General features: G+C 62.6%; 15 protein-coding genes. 4 read left to right on the top strand and 11 right to left on the bottom strand.

Annotated features, from left to right (window positions below; translation table 11 throughout):
* Positions 1-685 precede the first annotated feature (685 nt).
* Complete coding sequence (locus N3C12_11300; protein ID MCX8073023.1) at positions 686-1,105, top strand: hypothetical protein; 420 nt, start codon at positions 686-688, stop codon at positions 1,103-1,105.
* Positions 1,106-1,484: 379 nt separating this feature from the next.
* Here the strand turns inward: N3C12_11300 and N3C12_11295 are convergent, their stop codons facing one another.
* The 3 genes from N3C12_11295 to N3C12_11285 form a co-directional block, all read right to left on the bottom strand.
* Positions 1,485-2,747, bottom strand: coding sequence for a protoglobin domain-containing protein (locus N3C12_11295; GenBank protein ID MCX8073022.1), 1,263 nt, complete (start codon positions 2,745-2,747; stop codon positions 1,485-1,487).
* A gap of 258 nt (positions 2,748-3,005) precedes the next feature.
* Positions 3,006-4,418 carry a sigma-54 dependent transcriptional regulator gene (locus tag N3C12_11290; protein ID MCX8073021.1) on the bottom strand — a complete coding sequence of 471 codons (1,413 nt, stop codon included), beginning with the start codon at positions 4,416-4,418 and terminating at the stop codon, positions 3,006-3,008.
* A 24-nt stretch (positions 4,419-4,442) separates the two neighbouring features.
* A complete protein-coding gene (locus tag N3C12_11285) occupies positions 4,443-4,895 on the bottom strand; it encodes a CBS domain-containing protein (GenBank protein ID MCX8073020.1) in 453 nt (150 codons plus the stop codon).
* 201 nt (positions 4,896-5,096) lie between these two features.
* Between N3C12_11285 and ispH the strand changes: the two genes are divergently transcribed.
* Positions 5,097-6,071, top strand: coding sequence for a 4-hydroxy-3-methylbut-2-enyl diphosphate reductase (ispH, locus tag N3C12_11280; GenBank protein MCX8073019.1), 975 nt, complete (start codon positions 5,097-5,099; stop codon positions 6,069-6,071).
* Between the two features lie 18 nt (positions 6,072-6,089).
* On the opposite strand, the gene N3C12_11275 is transcribed toward ispH, so the two are convergent.
* The 4 genes from N3C12_11275 to N3C12_11260 are packed head-to-tail and all read right to left on the bottom strand — an operon-like array spanning position 6,090 to position 11,201.
* Entirely contained in the window at positions 6,090-6,458 is a 369-nt protein-coding gene (locus N3C12_11275; GenBank protein MCX8073018.1) for a rhodanese-like domain-containing protein, read from the bottom strand.
* Positions 6,455-7,654 carry a cytochrome P450 gene (locus N3C12_11270; protein ID MCX8073017.1) on the bottom strand — a complete coding sequence of 400 codons (1,200 nt, stop codon included), beginning with the start codon at positions 7,652-7,654 and terminating at the stop codon, positions 6,455-6,457. The genes N3C12_11275 and N3C12_11270 overlap by 4 nt, the downstream gene beginning before the upstream one ends.
* A gap of 51 nt (positions 7,655-7,705) precedes the next feature.
* Complete coding sequence (rnr, locus tag N3C12_11265; GenBank protein MCX8073016.1) at positions 7,706-9,994, bottom strand: ribonuclease R; 2,289 nt, start codon at positions 9,992-9,994, stop codon at positions 7,706-7,708.
* Between the two features lie 46 nt (positions 9,995-10,040).
* Positions 10,041-11,201, bottom strand: coding sequence for a dipeptidase (locus N3C12_11260; GenBank protein MCX8073015.1), 1,161 nt, complete (start codon positions 11,199-11,201; stop codon positions 10,041-10,043).
* A 492-nt stretch (positions 11,202-11,693) separates the two neighbouring features.
* Between N3C12_11260 and N3C12_11255 the strand changes: the two genes are divergently transcribed.
* Entirely contained in the window at positions 11,694-13,196 is a 1,503-nt protein-coding gene (locus tag N3C12_11255) for a CSLREA domain-containing protein (GenBank protein ID MCX8073014.1), read from the top strand.
* A gap of 330 nt (positions 13,197-13,526) precedes the next feature.
* Positions 13,527-13,967 (top strand): HIT domain-containing protein, encoded by a 441-nt coding sequence (locus tag N3C12_11250; GenBank protein ID MCX8073013.1) that lies wholly within the window; start codon positions 13,527-13,529, stop codon positions 13,965-13,967.
* On the opposite strand, the gene N3C12_11245 is transcribed toward N3C12_11250, so the two are convergent.
* From N3C12_11245 to N3C12_11230, 4 genes are all read right to left on the bottom strand, one after another.
* Positions 13,905-15,308 carry an AarF/UbiB family protein gene (locus N3C12_11245; protein ID MCX8073012.1) on the bottom strand — a complete coding sequence of 468 codons (1,404 nt, stop codon included), beginning with the start codon at positions 15,306-15,308 and terminating at the stop codon, positions 13,905-13,907. The genes N3C12_11250 and N3C12_11245 overlap by 63 nt on opposite strands.
* A 61-nt stretch (positions 15,309-15,369) precedes the next feature.
* Positions 15,370-16,080: an adenylate kinase gene (gene adk, locus N3C12_11240; GenBank protein ID MCX8073011.1), complete on the bottom strand. Its 711-nt coding sequence runs from the start codon at positions 16,078-16,080 to the stop codon at positions 15,370-15,372.
* 121 nt (positions 16,081-16,201) lie between these two features.
* Positions 16,202-17,914, bottom strand: coding sequence for a cation:proton antiporter (locus tag N3C12_11235; GenBank protein ID MCX8073010.1), 1,713 nt, complete (start codon positions 17,912-17,914; stop codon positions 16,202-16,204).
* Positions 17,907-18,163: phosphate-starvation-inducible PsiE family protein (locus N3C12_11230; GenBank protein MCX8073009.1), on the bottom strand; the 257-nt coding region annotated here is incomplete at its 5' end. The genes N3C12_11235 and N3C12_11230, both read right to left, overlap by 8 nt.

Here is an 18,163-nt window from a genome sequence, read left to right as displayed (position 1 = left end):
CGGTGGACAAAATCGTTTCCCTTTAGCTTCGGCAGAAACACACAAGCTAGCGTGTATCCGGGCCCGCACAGCCAGTCTGCGACGCCGCCCGAGAGAAATTTAGCTCAGCTGACGGCTCGCCGAGCGCCATTCGTTCGCAGCCTTTTTCGACGCTCTACCCACCCGGACATCCCCCGGGCGACCCTGGGGATCGTGACCTAGCGTTTGGCGACTTCTCAGCGGTCCATTTTGTCTCCAGGGCTGAAGGTCGAGTGGTCTGCGGCTGAGAACAGCGCGCGGGCCGCGGGGCTGTTGGTGGCGAACCTTCGAGGTAGGCTCAGCGACGTGCTTGCCTGAGCGCGGGTTGTCGCGTATTTCGGGCCATCACGAGGGAGGGCGGTGGCAATGATGCATCCTGGGAACGGGCGTCGAGCTCTGCTCCTGCTGGGCGCGCTGGTAGTTGTGGGTTGCAGCTCCGGGTTCGACCGCGGCGCTCTCCGGCAGCGCCTGGCAAGCGAGCCACTCGAGGTCACCGACGCAGACATCAAGGCCGCGCTCGAACTCAGACCCCCAGCTCCGCTTTCCGTTTAAGCTCGCTGTGTACTTGCTGCCGGAATCACCAGCACGCGACCACTTCTATCCCTCGAGCCTGGGGCGGTGGAGCGATGAGGACAAGCAAGAGATCCTCTCGTGGCGGAAAGCCCTCGTGAAAGAAGGGATCGTCTCCGACCTGTTCTTGATCTCCGATCTCGTAGTGAGTGGCACCGACGTCAAAAGCGTGCGGCTTGCCGCAGCCAAGCATGGCGCAGACGCTGTGTTGATCATGCGAGCAGCGAGCCAAGTAGATCGTTACCTGAACGGATTTCCCGTTCTCTACTTGACGATCGTCGGTTTATGGCTCGTGCCCGATACCAACGTCGATGCGCTGGCAATGGTCCAGGGCGCGATGTGGGACGTCGCCAATGGCTACCTCTACGCGACAGCGGAAGCTTTTGGCGAAGGCCGGGCCACAGGGTTCGGTACAATCGTCGAAGACAAGGAAGCGCTCGCCGAAGCACGGAAGCGAGCGCTGGAAGAGTTCGGGCCCGAGTTCATCGCCCGTCTCCAGTCCTTGTACGGAAGCTGAGCTCCGCGGCGCGCAGCGGGTGTCCGACTCCTGAGCTGCGCGCGTGGAACGCCTCGGCGTGCGCCAGAGAACCAAGGGAAACCCTTCTCCGTGTCATTCGGTAACCGCCGGGCAATTCCTCCCCACGACACACCCTGCCATGCGTGAAGAGGCGACTAAGCGGGTGGTGATCCCACGTGTTCTCTCTGATCTGGGTTGTGGGGTGCGCGCAGCCCCCGCGACCCTGTTTGTGCGTTGCTTAGAGGCTCTGCCTGGAAGAGGCACCAGGGTGCGAGCTTTTCGGCTCGAGCGCACCTGCAGGTTCTTTTGCATGAACCGCGTGCTCTGTTGTGTGTCTGGGACCGGACACTCGCGCTGGGGTTGTACCTCGCTGGGGTACTCAGGAGCTTGGGAGAGTCACCGTGAAGCGCGTGCCGACGTTCGGCTCGCTCCACACGCTGATGGAGCCGCCCATGGTTTCCGCTGCCATCTTGCAAAACACGAGGCCAAGGCCCGTATCTTCGCGGTGGGTCCCCCGCGAGCCGTGCCGATGCTTGTCGAACAACGTCGCTTGCTCTTCCGTTGGAATGCCGCGACCGGTATCGGTAACGAACACTTCCACGCGCTCGCCGTTGGCCCGTGCGCCCAAGGTGATTTTGACCCCCGATCCAGCATGGCGAATGGCGTTCACGACTAAGTTGTTCAAAATTCGCCGCAGCAGCCAACGATCAGTGGCGAGTACCGGGAGATCGCCGTTTACCTCGACGGTCAAAGTTTGGCCCGCCATCTCTGCGGCTGCTCGGTACTCGCTCGCGCACTCTTGCAGTAGCGGCTCGAGTTCCACGGCCTCGACCCGCAGCTCCAAGCGGCCGCTTTCCATTTGATCGATCTCGAGTAAGTTCTCGATCATGCGCAACAGATCGCGGGCGCTGCGCTGGATTTGCTCGAAGCGCTTGAGGTGGGCCTCTTCGCTGGAGCCGCGTTTCCGCAAAGCCAGTTGCGTCACCGTTAGGATCCCACCAATCGGCCCTTTGAGGTCGTGCACGATCATGTTGGTGAGATCGGTTTTCAGCCGCTCGAGCTCCTCCTTCTCCTGCAGGGCACGCTGAGCAGCCTGAGCCATCTGGGCCAATTGTTCGGCAAGTGCCCGTTGCACGTAACCGCCCGCGATGTACGCATCGATGGCTAAGCTGGCGTCGAGGAAAATCACCTTCGTCAGCGTTTCCACGATGGCGCACAAGCGGTCCGGATTGTGAGAGTAATGGCTGCGCAAACGCTCAATGAGCAGCCGCAAGTACAAGGCGAAAGCGCCCAGGTACCACTCGGGGGCCATGTCGATGCGCTGGTGGGCGTCGCCCACGCGCAATCGGCTCTCGAAGTACTGAGCATCGAACTGCCCTTCGAGCATGCGGAGAAAGTACGCTCGCTGGGTTTTTTTCAGTCGCGCGATGCGCTCCGCACTGCCTAAAAGGGCACGCGTTTCTTCGAATCGCTCGAGGTGGCGGTAAAACTCTTCGACAATCTCATCCACATGGGCACGGCCGAATTCCCGGATCTCATGCAGCAACTCCTCGTCGCGCGGGCCAATGTTGAGAAATTCAAGCCGGCGCTGACGCCGTTTGGCGTCGAACGACAGTTGCCGCAGCAGTTCTTCCGGAACCATGGCTGGCGGTTATCTATCTTGGCCAGCCCTAAAGAGCTAGTGCGCAAGCCAGCGGTCCGGGCTGGCCTCGCGCAGCGACGGCAGGCGTCGAGCCCGCTGCCCCCTCGCACTTCACCGGCCCGGCGTGGCGATCGGAAGATTTCATCGCGCCGTGGTCGCCGTGGCCTTCACCGGCAATGCGGGCGACCAGGCGGTTGCCCCTGCGCCCGCCACCCGCTCATTCTGAGCGTCCCGATGGGAAAGAGCGAGCGCAGACCGCTACTCGCTCAAAGGGCGCTCCGCCTGCAGCGGGATACCGAGTTCCTCCATTTTGCGGTAGAGCGAGGAAAGCGACACCCCCAAGCGCTGGGCTGCCTGCCGCTTGTCCTGGTTACACTTGGCCAGCACGGATTGGATGTGTGCCTTCTCGAAGGCACGGACGGCCTCGCGCAAGTTGTCGGTGTCGGGGATTTCGGCAACCATGCCCACGTCTTGCTGCAAGGCGCGCGGCAGGTCGCGCACAGTAATCCAATCGCCATCGCCCAAAATCATGGCGTGCTCGATCACGTTGTCGAGCTCGCGGACGTTGCCTTTCCACGGCAGCGACATCAGGAGCTTCAGGGTAGCGCTGTCTGCACCCTTGAAATTCTTCTTGAGTTCGCGGTTGTGGAGCCGAATGAAGTGGTCGACGAGCAACGGGATATCTTCGCGCCGCTCACGGAGCGGAGGAATGTCGATGTTGAACACGTTCAAGCGGTAGTACAGGTCCTCGCGAAACCGCCCTTCCTCGACCGCCTTTTTCAAGTCGTGGTTGGTGGCTGCAATGATGCGGACCTCGACTTTGATGGGCGTCGAAGCGCCAATGGGTAGGATCTCCTTCGCCTCGATCGCCCGTAGGATTTTTACCTGCAGCGACAGCGGCATGTCGGCAATTTCGTCGAGGAAAATGGTTCCCCCGCGTGCTCGCTGGAATAGCCCTTCTTGGTTGGCGATCGCTCCCGTAAAGGAGCCACGCATATGCCCAAAGAGCTGGCTCTCCAACAAAGTTTCGGGGATCGCGCCGCAATTGACCGGCAAAAAAATGCGGTCGCGGTATTCGCTGAAGTGGTGGATCGCGCGAGCGACCACCTCCTTACCGACACCGCTTTCCCCGGTAATTAACACCGTGCTCGGCGTCGGGGCGACGCGGCGAACCAACTCCATCACTTCGCGCATCGCTGCGGAGCGGCCGACCAAATTCTCGAAGTCCCACTGCCGCTCGACCTGGCTGCGCAACAACTGGTTTTCCCAAGCGATGCGCCGGTGGGTGAGGAGATGGTCGATCTTGTGCAGCAAGTCGTCGAAAATGATGGGCTTCAGCAGATAATCCTGTGCCCCGCGCCGAATCGCCTCGACGGCGGTCTCTACGGTGGCATGGGCCGTCATGAGCAACACCAAGGTTTGCGGCGCAATCTCGCGGGCCCGACGGAGTACCGCGAGCCCGTCCGCTCCGGGCATGCGAATGTCGGACAAGATGAGATCGAACTCACTGTCCTCGAGGGCGCGCAACGCTGCCGTGCCATCGTTCACGGCAACGACTTCATAGCCCTCTTCGCGGAGAACTTCGCCGAGGCTTTCCAGAACCGCCGCCTCGTCCTCGGCAATCAAGATTCTCCCTCTGATCCCTGCCGATTTCTGTGTGGCGTTTCCCATCGTCGTTTGACCTGTAGCTTGACGTCATTCGGGCTCTTCGAGGCCGGGTAAGTCTTGCTTGGTATCCCACAAGTCGAGCAGGCGCGCGAGGTAGCGCAAAAAGTCCGTCTCGCTCACCAAGCCGACGAGCTCTCCGCGATCGACCACCGGCAGGCAACCGATTTTGTGTTCGAGCAGGAGGTTCACAGCTTGCCGCACCGGCATGTTTGGCGTGGCTGTGATCACGGGAGCCGTCATCACTTCGCGCACGGGAATTTTGGCGAGCCACTCGCGCTCTGCAGACGGACGCAGGTGGAGGACCGTGGAAATCCCAGCGCGAAACAAATCGCGCTGAGAGAGAATGCCGACGAGTTTGCCGTCCTCCACCACGGGCATATGGCGAATGCGCCCCAAACGCATCAAAGAGTCGGCGAGGTCGAGATGATCGCGGGCGTTGAGGGTGACCACTTCCGTTTGCATCAAATCACGTACGAGCATGGGCTGATCTCCTGGCTATCAACAAGCGTGCCTCGAAGGGTGCGGTTCTCTGCCTAACCGTTCCGCTGCTCGCCTACCAGCCGCAGTACGGCACGAACCGGCGGGCTTCCGACATCTAAGAAGCAACACGCGGGCCTCAGCCGCCAATCGCTTTTTAGAAAGCTTGATCTCAGCTTCCCCGCCTGCCACCTTGAAGAAGCCATGGCAAAGGCGGCCGAGCCGCAGTCCGAGCGCACCGTGCTCCTTGCGAGCCCGCGGGGATTTTGTGCCGGTGTGTCGTACGCAGTCGAAATCGTCCGCTTGGTTCTCGAGCGCTACGGGCCGCCCATTTGGGTGCGCCATGAGATCGTGCACAATCGGCATGTGGTCGAAGAGTTGCGTGCGGCCGGGGCGCGCTTCGTCGACCATGTGGCGGACGTCCCCAAAGGGGCACTGCTCATCTTTAGCGCCCACGGGGTATCGCCCGCCGTGCGCGCCGAGGCGCGGGCACGCAATTTGCGCGTCATCGACGCCACCTGCCCGCTCGTTACCAAAGTACACCTGCAGGTACTGCGCTACGCGCGGGAGGGCTACGAAATTGTCATGGTTGGTCATCGCGGCCACGTGGAGGTGGAGGGAACGATGGGCCATGCTCCGGAGCGGATGTATTTGGTGGAAAGCCCGGAGGACGTAGAACGTCTCGTGGTTCGCCAGCCGGAGAAGCTCGCTGTGGTCACGCAAACTACGCTGTCGGTGGACGACACCAAAGAAATCCTTGCTGCGTTGCAGGCGCGCTTTCCGAATATCCGCCTGCCGGCGCGCGATGACATTTGTTACGCGACGCAAAACCGGCAACTGGCGGTCAAAGAACTCGCTCGCCGTGCCCCGCTCGTGTTGGTTCTCGGCTCACCCACCTCGAGCAATGCGAATCGCCTGGTCGAAGTTGCCCGCAAACAAGGGGCGATGGCCCATCTGATCGAGCGGGCTGAAGCGATTGAGACGAACTGGCTCGCTCCCGTGCACCGAGTCGGCCTCACCGCCGGAGCATCGACTCCTGAACATTTGGTCCAACGCGCCATTGCGCACCTAGCCGGGTACGGGTTCACGCGGGTGGAAACGGTGGAAGCCGCGCACGAAGACGTTTCGTTTCCTTTGCCACGGCCACTGCGTGCGCTGGCGGGACAAGCGCGCGCGTAAGCTTGCGGTGGGCACCGCTTAGTTTTCTGTCGGGTAGCCCGCATCCACCCAGGCGCGCCAGCCACCCCACATCGAGGCCACGCGCGTGTAACCCATCCGCTGGAGGTTTTCCGCCGCCAAGGCCGAGCGGTAACCTCCCCCGCAGTAGAGCACAATCGGCGTGTGCACATCGGGGCACAGGCTTTCGATGTCGCGCTCGAGCACGCCCTTGCACAAGTGCTTTGCTCCGGGCAGGTGCCCGCGCTGCCACTCACTTTCTTCGCGCACATCGAGCAGCAACACCGGCTCACCGCGGGCGAGCATGTCTTTCACCTCGTCGATGCTCACCTCTTTGATTTGTCGGCGTGCGGCTTCGACCAAGCGCAAGAATCCGGGTGCGTGCTTCATCCTTCGACCTCCAGCGGCAAACGGGTGAATGCGCGGAAAATCAAGCTGGGGTGCATCGGCAAAGGCTCGGATGTCGCCAAGCGCCAAGTGCGCGTGCGGGCCAGTAGGACGCGTAACGCGACTTGCGCTTCCAAACGGGCGAGGTTGGCACCTAAGCAGTAGTGTGGCCCGAAGCCGAAGGCCAAGTGGCGATTGTCCGCCCGCGCAATGTCAAACCGCTCGGCTTCGGGGAACACGGTTTCGTCACGGTTCGCCGCTCCCAGCCAAAGCAGCGCGATCTTCTCGGCTTCGATCCGCTGGCCCGCCACTTCCGTATCCCGCACTAAGCGGCGGACGTCGCACTGGATCGGGCTGGCAAAGCGCAACACCTCTTCCACCGCTGACGGCACGAGCTCCGGCTCCGCCCGCAAACGGGCGAGCGCGTCGGGATGTTCCAGCAAGGTCCAGACGGCGTTGCTCAGTAAGTTGCGCGTGGTTTCGTTCCCGGCAACCAAGAGCAGCACGAGCATTTGCAACATTTCGTCGAAGCTCAGCCGCGAGCCCTCGACCTCAGCGGCCACTAAGGCAGAAAGAAGGTCGTCTTTTAGTGCCCGGCGGCGCTCTGCGGCCTTCTCGGCAAAGTACCCGCGCATGGCCTCAATGGTCGCCAGCTCCTTCCACACCACCTCTGGCGCAGGAGGAGCCAAAATGCCGCCGCCCAAGTGTTCCACCAAGGCATCGGACCACTCCCGGAACTGCTCGCGGTCTTCCGCAGGAATGCCAAGGAGTTCGGCAATCACAATCACCGGCAAGGGGTAAGCAAAGGTCGCCACAAAGTCGCACGTGCGCTGGGCAACCAACTCGCGAGCCAACCCCTCGGCAATTTCTTCGATCCGCTTCTCGAGGGCTCGCACTCGGCGCGGGGTGAAGGCTTGGTTCACCAGGCTGCGGAGGCGGGTGTGCTCCGGGGGATCGAGCATGAGCATACTCGGCGGCAGGTGATCCGGGCGCGCGAAACCTGGGGGCGGCGGGAATACGTTCGACCAGGTGTGCGGGTCGCGCAAGATTTCCAAAATGTCCGCATAGCGGAAGATCGACACCACCGGTAAACCCTCGTGCTCGTACACCGGGCAGGTGCGGCGCGCCTGAGCGTACACAGGAAAGGGATTGCGCCGGGTGCTTTCGTCGAACGGATGAAAGTTGAAGTTCTGGGTCATGCGATCCGTTTTTTACACAGTCGTGGCACAGGGGCGAGTCCGGCCGTGCGTTCAACGACGACCCTTACGCTCGCGACGCTTCTTCGGCCGCAGCTCCGCGCTCCGCTCTCTCGCCTCCGATCCCGCAGCCGGGAGCCGTTCCAGGAAGGCAAAATCAATCTCCCGGCGCCGGAGCGATACGTTCGTGCACTCCACCCGTACGCGATCGCCAATGGTGAAGCGCTGCCGGCGGCGGGCCCCGACCCATGCAAGCTGTTCGTCGTGATAGAAGTAGCGGTCGTCCGGAAAGCTTTCCGGTTTGAGCAAACCCTCGATGGGATACGCATCGAGCTCGACGAAGCAGCCAAAGTTGGTCACGCTGACGATGGTGCCAGGTTCGGGCTCCAGCAAGTGATCGAACATGAATTCGCACTTCTTGAGGTCGAGCATGGCACGTTCAGCCTCCACCGCTTGCCGCTCGCACTGCGAGCACTGGACGGACATCGCTTCGAGCTGTTCGGCAAGTTCCCTGCCTTCGTCAACCTCGCCCGCCAGAACCCGCCGCAACTGCCGGTGAACCAGCAGGTCTGGGTAACGGCGAATCGGGGAGGTGAAATGGCAGTACACGGGAAAAGCCAAGCCGAAATGTCCGACGTTCACGGTGCTGTACTGCGCTTGTTTCAAGGCCCGGAGCACCTGGCGCGAGAGCACCCGCGCGAGCGGGTGCCCTTCAATTTGTTTCAGCACACGCGCGACATCGTGTGGGCGGACGCGCCCCTCGTACTGCACGCGAAAGCCGAAGCGCACTAAGAAGCGGTTGAGCTGTTCGATGTCATTCGGGTCGGGTGGTTCGTGAATCCGATATGGGAAGGGCACACGGTGCTCGCGCAAGAACATGGCCACCGCGCGGTTGGCTTCCAGCATGAACTCCTCGATAATGCGGTGGGCGTCGTTGCGCAGCAGCAGCCGCACGCCCACGCTGCGCCCTTCTTCGGAGAGATCGATCAAGGCTTCGGGCAAATCCAGGTCGAGCGAGCCGGCCGCAAGCCGGGCGCGGTTCAACTGCTGCATCAGTGCGTGCATGGCGCGCAAGTCGTCGAGCAAAGGGCCGAGCGAGGCCCGCCATGCATCGATTTCCGCCGACACGGCATCCGAAATCACTGCGGCCACCTTTGTGTAGGTCAGCCGGGCCCGGCTCCGGATTACAGCCGGATAAAACTCTGCATGCTGGCGATGCCCGTGGCGATCGTAATGCAGCTCCGCCACGAGTACTAAGCGATCCCGCTCCGGTACCAGCGAGCACAACTGGTTGGAGAGTTGTTCTGGGAACATGGGGATGGCGCGGTCGGGGAAATATACGCTGGTGCCGCGCGCCAGGGCTTCCCGGTCGAGCGCCGAGCCCTCCGGCACGTAGTGCGACACATCAGCAATGGCCACCCAAAGAATGCGATTCCCGGCGCTGATGTGCTGCAAGCACACGGCATCATCGAAGTCGCGCGCAGTCTCGCCGTCGATGGTCACGAAGGGCAAGTCGCGCAAGTCGCGCCGCGCGGCGTAGTCGCTCGGCTCCGGGTCATCGGGTAGCCGCTTGGCCTCGGCGAGCGCCTCCGGGGGGAACTCCGTTTTAAGACCATGTTCCGCGGCAATGATGGCGAATTGCACGTCGGGATGCTCGACGGGCCCGAGCACCACTTCGAGCTCACCGGCGGGTGGGCGCATCGCCGTGGGCGGACGAACGATGCGCACCTGGGCAATCAAGCCAGCTTGGTCGCGCCGCGGCTGTTGCGGGCCGACGATGTCCACCGTGGGCAAGACATCGAGCTCCGGCACCAGTTGCCAGCCCCGCCTCGTCGGCTCCAAGGTGCCGAGAATTTTCTCGTGGACGGAGGAGACGACGCGCGTGACCCGGCCCACCACCCGCCGCAGCCGTGGATCGCGACGCACCACTTCGATCTCGACTCGGTCGCCGTGCATCGCACCGTTTTCGAACCCGGCGGGAATGAGGACGTCGCGCGGGAAGTGGCGGGCCGCCATGCCGAGAATTTCCACGAAACCGTAACCGCCGCGCACACGGTGGTAACGCCCTTCGAATCGTGCTTCCTCCACGGCCAAGCGCGGGCGCGCCTGGGGACGCGGCTGAGTGAGCTTGCGCACCTCGGGCATGCGGATCCACTGGTAGCGCGTCTTGCCAATCCGACGAAGCTTTTGCTCAGCAACCGCCGCTTCGAGTGCGGCTTTGATTTGGCGGCGGTCGTAGCTTCCCAGGTCCAGCCGGCGGGCCAGCTCTGCGATGGTCAGCGGGCGCGGTGCTGCTTCTTGCAAGGCTCGCAACAGTTCATCGGCGCTCACAGCGCGCGCCATCGCATCCTCCCATCCTCATGGCCCTCGTTCGCGGTTTGGCGCCTGTTCACGGTAGCAACTGAGCAAAGAGCCGTTGCACATTGCCACCGAGGACCAGGGCCACTTCCGGTCGGGTGAGTCCCGCATCCAGCAAGGCTTGGGCAAGTTGGACGATCCCGGTGGTGTCGAACGGCGTCGTGGTTCCACCATCGAAATCCGAGCCAAGCGCCACATGTTCCGCACCGATCAAGCGCACGGCATAAACAATCGCGCGCACGACGTTCGCTAGCTTGGGCTCGCACACAGCGCCGTCCCAGTACCCGATGCCCACCACGCCGCCTTTCGCCGCCACGGCGCGTAGCTGTTCGTCCGATAGGTTGCGCACCGAACCGCACGTCCCCTTCACCCCGGTGTGGGAGACAATCGGCGGCCGGGTCACTCGCGCAATGACGTCGGCAAAGAGCGCGGGTGAGGCATGGGCGAGGTCAATAATCATGCCGCGAGCTTCGGCGCGGCGAACCACCTCGGCTCCCAACGCCGTAAGCCCGCCCTTTTCCTGACCGTGGGCCGAGCCACCGATTTCATTATCGAAAAAGTGCGCGAGGCCGACGGCGCGGTAGCCAGCTTCGTAAAGGCGCTCGAGGTTTTCCGCTCGCCCTTCGAGACAATGCAAGCCCTCGACGCCGAGCACGGCGCCTACCACCCCGCGGCCTCGCTGTCGCTCGGCCATCAGGGCTTGCAAGTCCTGCTGGTTGCGGACGAGAAGCAGTTGACCGTGCGCCGCCTCGGCAGCCACCCGCAAGCGTTCGCTTTGGTACAGTGCGCGTTCCAGCAAGCTGTTCCACGTGGGCCAGGGCCAGCGCTGGATGACCGCAAGCCAACGGATCATGTCCGAATGAGCGTCGTTCGCTTCGTAATTTAAACCGGTTGGGACTTTAGTGACTGCGGTGAACACCTGGAGGGCCACATTGCCGCGCAGCAAGCGGGGTAGGTCGACATGCCCATGATCGGCTTCCACGCCAAGTTCCCGCTGCCACAGCAGCGTATCGGCATGCAGGTCGGCGACAAACAAGCCCTGAAACCAAGTACGGACGTCGTCGCGCACTGGGTAAGGGTCGGCAGGGAGAATGCGGTTGAAGCGGCGGTCCACCGCATTCGGGAGCATGTACAACACCGTTGCCCCGATCAACACCAGCGCGGCCCCAACCGCGAGCAAGAACCACTTCACGGCTTCCGTTTCGCTGATGTGGCGCAGAGTTGTCAACCTGGGCGCTTGCTCATCGAAGACCCAAGGGAGTGCACATCCACGGCACGCTGTTGCCATCCGCCACACTCGCGTGGGGGGGGCGACCGGCTGGTGGCCGCACGATCGTGTCCTTCGCGATTAACGCTCGCGATCCCCTTGCCCCTATTGCTCGCTCCGAAGCCAGCGCCCTATTCGAGAACTCTGCTCCCCAATCCTGATAACGGTTCTGCCGCAGTTTTCGCTTGACTGGTGGCGGCAATCCGTAGTAGGCGACGAGTGACGTACCCTGCGGGTCACTTCCCCAGCAGCCCCGGGCTCGCGGCCCTCAAGGTCGAGGAGGACTGTGCGGAACAATAGTTCAAGTCGAGTATTCATGCCCTGGGCCGCTGCTGCTTACGCCTTACCCGTATTGCAGGTTCGCCGACGTTCCACTCGGCCCAGCATGGAGGCGGGAAAGGAGAAAGGAACGGGACGATGCGGGCTAGCAAGTGTCGCCTACGGGTTAGCGACGAGCGCGTGCTGCGAGTGAGCCTAGGCACAGCGGCGTTTTTTTGTGGGCTGATTTGCTTCCTCGGGTGCCTGCCGGCAGGAGCCGCCACCATTTCGGTTACGACGACGGCCGACGAGCGCAACACGAACGGCGAATGCTCGTTACGCGAGGCGGTGATCAATGCCAACAACGACAATCAAAGCGGGTCGAGCGATTGCGGTGCGGGTTCAGGAGCTGACACCATCGTGTTGCAGGCCGGGCAAACGTATACGTTATCGCGGGACCCAAACAACGGAGACGAGAATGCTGCGGATGAGGACGACCTCGACGTCACCACAGGAAGCACAGTCACCATCCAAGGGAACAATACACTGGTCGCGCGCGATTTTCAGCTCGACTGTGACCCCGACGGCGGAAGTGTTGCGGGTGAGTTTCGCATCTTCCACGTCCAGAACAACGCAGTGTTGAAGCTGAGTGGCGTCGCGATCTCTTTCGGGTGCGCCGATGGGTCCGGCGGTTCCGACCCCACCGGCGGCGGTGTGTTGGTGGCTCCTGGGGCCACTTTGCTGCTCCGCAACAGCAGGATCGAGGAGAATTTCGCGATGGCCGAAGGCGGAGGAATTGCGGCCGGGCCGTCCAGCGGCACGGTGCGCATGACCGATAGCCTGGTGATCGGCAATCTCTCCCAGGGGCTCGGCGGAGGAATCGCCAATGGCCAGGGAGTCATCCTGACGATCGAGCGTAGCACTGTGGCTAACAACTATGCCCTTGTTGTACCTCCAACCAACATAGGCGGCGGCATTTGGAACAACGGCACTGCAAGCATTGTCGACAGCACGATCGCAAACAACGCGGCCTGGTTTGGCGGCGGCATTTACAACATTGGGCAGTTGATGTTGTTGAATTGTACTCTTTCGGCCAACTTCTCCTTTATGGGTATGGGAGGCGCCATCTTGAACGACCCCAGCGGCACGGTGACTGCGAGCTTCGTTACGGTGGCGAACAACGCGGCTGGTGGGGGGATCCAGAACAACAACGGGGCGTCGGGCAGCTTTGCCGTGCGGAATTCGATCGTGGGAGACAACATCTCGAGCAATTGCAGTGGAGCTGTAACGGCCAGTGGAGTGAACCTCGCCACCGATGCGAGCTGCAGTTCGTTCACTCAAGTCACCTCGACGCAGCTCAATCTTGGACCCCTCGCCAACTATGGCGGTCCGACCGACACGCATGCGCTCTTTGCTGGCAGTGTGGCGATCGATGGCGTGCCGCTCGGGCAGTGCATGGACATGAGCAACGCCCCGGTCGCGGCCGATCAGCGTGGGATCGGCCGCCCCCAAGGGCTGCGCTGCGACGTGGGTGCGTACGAAACGCTCTGGGGGAGTGCGGCTCCGGTGCCGGTCGCTCCGCTGTGGGGCTTGGCGGCGCTGTCGGCAGGCCTCGCTGCGTTCGGCGTCCGGCGGCTCTGGAGACCCTGGCCAGGCAAGTAACTCGTCGTTCACCGCGCACCCGGAGAGGCACTGGTCACACGCGCTCCGCGTTTGGTGTCCCGTTGGGTGGTGCGGGCAAGTCTCTCCGTGCCGGCAACAACCGCGCAAAGCCGCGGATCCGCGGCTGCTTTTGGCTCGAGCACGGTGCTAGCCGGAGTGGAAGTGGATGCCGAAGCGGAAGGGGTGCACGATGCTCGCAGCTAGGCATGCCAGAATCCAAGAGAGCGCCTAGGCACCTCTGGCGCCCAGTTAGGCGAGTGGCCCATGGTGAGGAGCGGGCAACATAGACCAGGCTAGCTTGGCGCGCGCAAACGAAGTAGGCAGTCGGGCATGCAATCGTGCATCTTTTGCAAGATTGTTCGCGGGGAGGCCCCCGCGCATCGCGTGTACGAGGACGAGTGCGTCATTGTGTTTCTCGACATTTTTCCCGTCAGCGCCGGACATACCCTGGTGGTTACCAAGGCGCACTACGCCGACTTGTTCGAAGCCGATGCTGCGGCTCTCGTGGCGGTCGCGGCAGTGGCCAAAAAAGTCGCGCACGCCTTGCGCGCGGTGGTGCGCCCTGCTGGGCTCATGGTGTTCCAACTCAACGGGGCTGCCGCCGGCCAAACGGTATTCCACTACCACATGCACTTGATGCCCCGTGCGGAGGGCGAGCCCCTGCGCCTGCATGCGCGGCAAGCGGGCGACCCGCAAGAGCTTGCCGAGCTAGCCGCGAAGCTGCGTGCCGCTCTCGCTGCTAGCGAAGGGAGTATGCAAGGGCAGGGGTGAGTCGGGCGTTCGCGCTTCGGTGCCGCCAACTCCGGCAAGCAGGTAGGGGAGGGCTGCCTCGGCCAGCACCAATGAGGGGTCGAGGCGCTTGCCCAAACCCTCCGCGGTCATGAGCGCCAAATTCACCATGGTCATGTGCCCGCGCGCTTGGACGCGATGGCGCCGAAGAACGTCGAAAATCTTGGCGATGTCGCGGGAAAACTCCGCCGACGCTAAGCTGCGGCCACGAAGCTCGCCGACCAACTGCTCCATCTCGTGTTCGTATGCGGCGTAGTCCGGCACGTTGCGAAACGGCGCATTGTCGTAAAACAAGCGCGCCACGCGCCGGCCATCGCCCTGCACCAAAGCTAGCAAAGTTTCGGCGGTGATCTGCCGATCTGCCGGTGTGAGTTCTCCGACCAAACCGAGATCGAGCAGCACGATCCTCCCCGGCGGAAGGAAGCGCAGGTTGCCCGGGTGCAAATCCGCGTGCACGAAGCCGTGCTCGAACACCATCTTGCCGACGCAACGCACGCCGGCAGCGACAATGCGGTTGCGATCGAGAGCGGCGTGGTCCAAGTCGGCCTCCTGCAAGCCGTCGATGAACTCCATCACCAGCACCGCATCGGTGCATGCTTCGCGCAGCAGGCGCGGAAAGGAGATGTCAGGATCGCCAGCAAAGTTGGCGCGAAAGCGTTCGTTGTTGCGCGCTTCGTTCTCGAAGTGCACCTGCCGTTCGACGGCATCACAAAATTGCGCCATTTGCATGTGCAGCGAAACCAGCCGCAGGGAGGGAAACAAACGTTCCAGCCACCGACTGCAAAACAGGAGCACCGCGCGGTCGAGCTGGATCTTTTCCAACACGTCCGGCCGCCGCACCTTGACCGCCACGATTTCTCCGCTGTCGCGCCACACCGCCCGGTGCACTTGCGCGACCGAAGCGGCAGCCACCGGCTCGTCGGAAAATTCGGCAAACAACTCGGCCAGGGGGCGGCCCAACTCGGTTTCCACGATGGTCCGCACCGTTGCCCATGGAAACGGCGGCACGCGGTCTTGCAGAGCCGCAAGTTCGCGCGCGAAGCTTGCCGGCAGCAAGTCGCTGCGGCTCGACACAATTTGCCCGATCTTGATGAACGTGGCCCCCAAGCGGCTGCACAAGTGGACCAAGGTGCGCCCCAGGGCGCGGGCGCTCGCGTCGCTTTGCCCGCGCAGTTGCCACCGCAGCCAAAGAAAGCGGGGAACGGCGGCCGCAAACGCCCAAGTGATTTGTAAAAATCGGCGGGCAGCGAGTAAGGCATGGGCCAGCGAAGGTTCCGCTGTGCCCGGGTGACCGTTCTCGATGGATCGTTCGGGCGCCTTCACCACTCGCTGCCGGCCGCGCTGGGGAGCGCGACCATTTCCCTCGTACTCTTTGCGCTCAGGGTTAGGCCGGCGAGGCTGCAGCGCGAGCCTGCTCTCCGCCCGGCTGAAGCACCGCAGCTAAGCGCGCCGCGACCTCATCGGGCGTACCAGCAGCCGATACTCGGTAATACCGGGGCGCTTGTGGGTCGTTCAGTGCGGCCCACTGGCGGTACCATCGCACCACGGGTTCCGTTTGCTGCCGGTACACTTGAAGTCGGGTGCGCACGGCCTCCTCGCTGTCGTCGGCCCGCTGGACCAGATCCTCTCCCGTGACATCGTCCTTGCCTGCCACCTTGGGGGGATGGAACACGACATGGTACGTACGACCTGAGGCAGGGTGCACTCGGCGTCCGCTGAGGCGCAGGATGGCTTCAGCGTCGTCGAGGTCTAGTTCAATCACGTAATCGAGGGTCACCCCAGCGGCGCGCAAAGCTTCGGCCTGTGCGGTCGTGCGCGGAAAGCCATCCAAGATGAAGCCGTTTTGACAGTCGGGGCTCGCCAGTCGCTCGCGCACGAGTGCGATCACCACATCGTCCGGCACCATCTCCCCACGGTCCATATACCCTCTGGCCGCTTGTCCTAGAGGCGTGCCGTCGCGCACGGCCGCACGCAGCAGCTCCCCGGTAGAAATCCAAGGAATTCCGAGCTGCTCTGCCAAGCGTGTGGCTTGCGTGCTTTTGCCTGCCCCCGGGGGCGCAATCAACACGATTCTACGGTCGCGTTCTGATGTCATGCAATCAACCTCTCGACGTTGGATTCAGAGTCTCGCTGGGCCCTTCCTGTCAGCACGGCATGACCCCAGGGCAAAATGCATGGACGTGCGTGTTTTGACAACCATAGCGGACCCTTGTGGCTTACACCCCGATGTGGCCAGCTAACTCCGGATTGAGCAAGGCGCGCAGCTCCGTGACCACTCGCGCGGCCTCCTCGTGCGAGCGGCCCAATAGCAAAAGTGCCTGATTTCCCAAGGCCAGGCCAACCGCCAGGTTTTCTGGGAACACAGCGGTTACCCCAGCTTGCGCCAGCATCGGAAGCTCAGTTTCTTCGTTGGCGCTGACAATCGCCGGCACCGCCGGGTTGCGCTCGCGGGCATGGTGCAGGATGCGCTCGACCAATCGCGGGTAACTGAAAGTCATCACGATGAGCTTGCAGCGTGCCACGCCCGCGGCGTCCAAAAGCCGCAAACGCCCGGCATCGGCGAGGATTACACGGTGGCCTTGGCGCTTGGCTTCTTGAAACCGCGCAGGGTCTGACTCGAAAGCTAAGTACGGCACCTCGGCTGCTTCGAGCACCGCCGCCACCAGCCGACCCACGCGGCCGCAGCCCAAGAGCAGGACATGCCCTTCGAGCCGCTCGTGCTCCGCTTGTACCCAGGCTTCTTGGTCCTCCTCGGCACTCGACGGCCGCACTCTTGCGAGGCGGCGGGCGAGCTGCTCGTTGCGCCCGATTAGAAACGGGGCCACGGCCATACTGAGGAGCAGGCCGCCGAGCAACGGCTGCGCGACCTGCGCTGGCAGCAACTCGCCTTGGAATGCCTCGGACAAGAGTAAGAGACCAAACTCTCCGCCGTGAGCAAGGATCAACGCGGTGCGCACGGCGACTCCACGCGACCAGCGGGCGAACGTTCCAACCAGGACAACTAACAATGCCTTGCCCACAATAAACAGCGCCGTGCACCCGAGGACGCTCGGCCAAGCAGAAAGAAACGATGGCGTGTCGATCGTCATGCCTACGGTAACGAAAAACAAGCCCAAAAAGAGTTCCCGAAACGGGCGGACGTCATCTTCGATCTGATGGCGGAAGTCGGTCTCGCCCAAAACCATTCCGACAAGAAAAGCGCCAATGGGCGTGGAAAACCCGAGAGCACGCGCCGCAAAACCGGTGCCCAGCGCGAGCAGCAGCGCGGTGAGCAACATGAGTTCGTTCGAGCGCATCCGCGCCACGGTACCCAGCAGTCCATGCAACAGCGGGCGGCCGAAAACGGCCACGAACAGAATGGCGACGCTGACCAAGGCAAAGGCCGACACGATCTCCCACCCAGCCACGGGAGTCGGGGTGGCCCGCAGGCCAACGAGCACGAGGAAGGGCAACGTTGCCAAATCTTGAAAAAGTAAGATGCCCACCACGATGCGACCGTAGTGGGTGAACAGTTCCCCTTGGTCGCCGAGCTGCTTCAGGGCCAGAGCGGTAGAGGACATGCTGACGGCGCCGCCAATCAAAATCGCTTGGTCCAGCTCCAAGCCCGCGAGCAAACTACCGAGTGTAACGGCGAGAGTCGTTAAACCCACCTGCAGCGTGCCAGCACCAAACACCGCCCGTCGAGCCCCCCACAGAGTGGTCAGGGAAAAATCCAGGCCAATGGTGAACATGAGAAAAACCACGCCCAACTCGGCGAGAAAACGCACGCCGGACGTTTCGCCAACGAAATGCATCCCGTGCGGTCCGACCACCAACCCGGCGAGGAGGTAGCCCAACACCACCGGCAAGCGCAGGCGCGCGCACAACCACACGCCGATGGCGCTTGCCGCCACCAGCACTAACGTTTCACCCGCTAGGTGTTCAGACATTCGACGAAGGCGCGGTCTGCCCCCTGCCGGATAACCATAGGGTAACACCGAGGGCTACTGTAATGGCGGCAAGGCCGAACATGTGCTCGGGGCTCGTCGTGCTGATGTCGAGCACGATGAATTTTCGAGCTAAGGCCAGCAGGGCAATCCAGATCACGATGCGCGCTTGCACAACACTTTCTTGGCGGCGCACCATGTACAGTACTGTGTGGTTGAACTCCTGTCTCTTATACACATCTCCGAGCCCAC

It is taken from the genome of Candidatus Binatia bacterium, from assembly GCA_026415395.1.
In the GTDB taxonomy this organism is placed as follows: domain Bacteria; phylum Desulfobacterota; class Binatia; order HRBIN30; family HRBIN30; genus HRBIN30.
This window is presented reverse-complemented; position numbering and strand designations above follow the sequence as displayed.

Bases quoted from the DNA above. Each gene is read 5' to 3' on its own strand.
- N3C12_11275 (MCX8073018.1), bottom strand. From the start codon at position 6,458: ATGAAGCACGCACCCGGATTCTTGCGCTTGGTCGAAGCCGCACGCCGA.
- N3C12_11295 (MCX8073022.1), bottom strand. From the start codon at position 2,747: ATGGTTCCGGAAGAACTGCTGCGGCAACTGTCGTTCGACGCCAAACGG.
- adk (MCX8073011.1), bottom strand. From the start codon at position 16,080: ATGACATCAGAACGCGACCGTAGAATCGTGTTGATTGCGCCCCCGGGG.
- ispH (MCX8073019.1), top strand. From the start codon at position 5,097: ATGGCAAAGGCGGCCGAGCCGCAGTCCGAGCGCACCGTGCTCCTTGCG.
- N3C12_11250 (MCX8073013.1), top strand. From the start codon at position 13,527: ATGCAATCGTGCATCTTTTGCAAGATTGTTCGCGGGGAGGCCCCCGCG.
- rnr (MCX8073016.1), bottom strand. From the start codon at position 9,994: ATGGCGCGCGCTGTGAGCGCCGATGAACTGTTGCGAGCCTTGCAAGAA.
- N3C12_11255 (MCX8073014.1), top strand. From the start codon at position 11,694: ATGCGGGCTAGCAAGTGTCGCCTACGGGTTAGCGACGAGCGCGTGCTG.
- N3C12_11290 (MCX8073021.1), bottom strand. From the start codon at position 4,418: ATGGGAAACGCCACACAGAAATCGGCAGGGATCAGAGGGAGAATCTTG.
- N3C12_11285 (MCX8073020.1), bottom strand. From the start codon at position 4,895: ATGCTCGTACGTGATTTGATGCAAACGGAAGTGGTCACCCTCAACGCC.
- N3C12_11235 (MCX8073010.1), bottom strand. From the start codon at position 17,914: ATGTCTGAACACCTAGCGGGTGAAACGTTAGTGCTGGTGGCGGCAAGC.
- N3C12_11270 (MCX8073017.1), bottom strand. From the start codon at position 7,654: ATGACCCAGAACTTCAACTTTCATCCGTTCGACGAAAGCACCCGGCGC.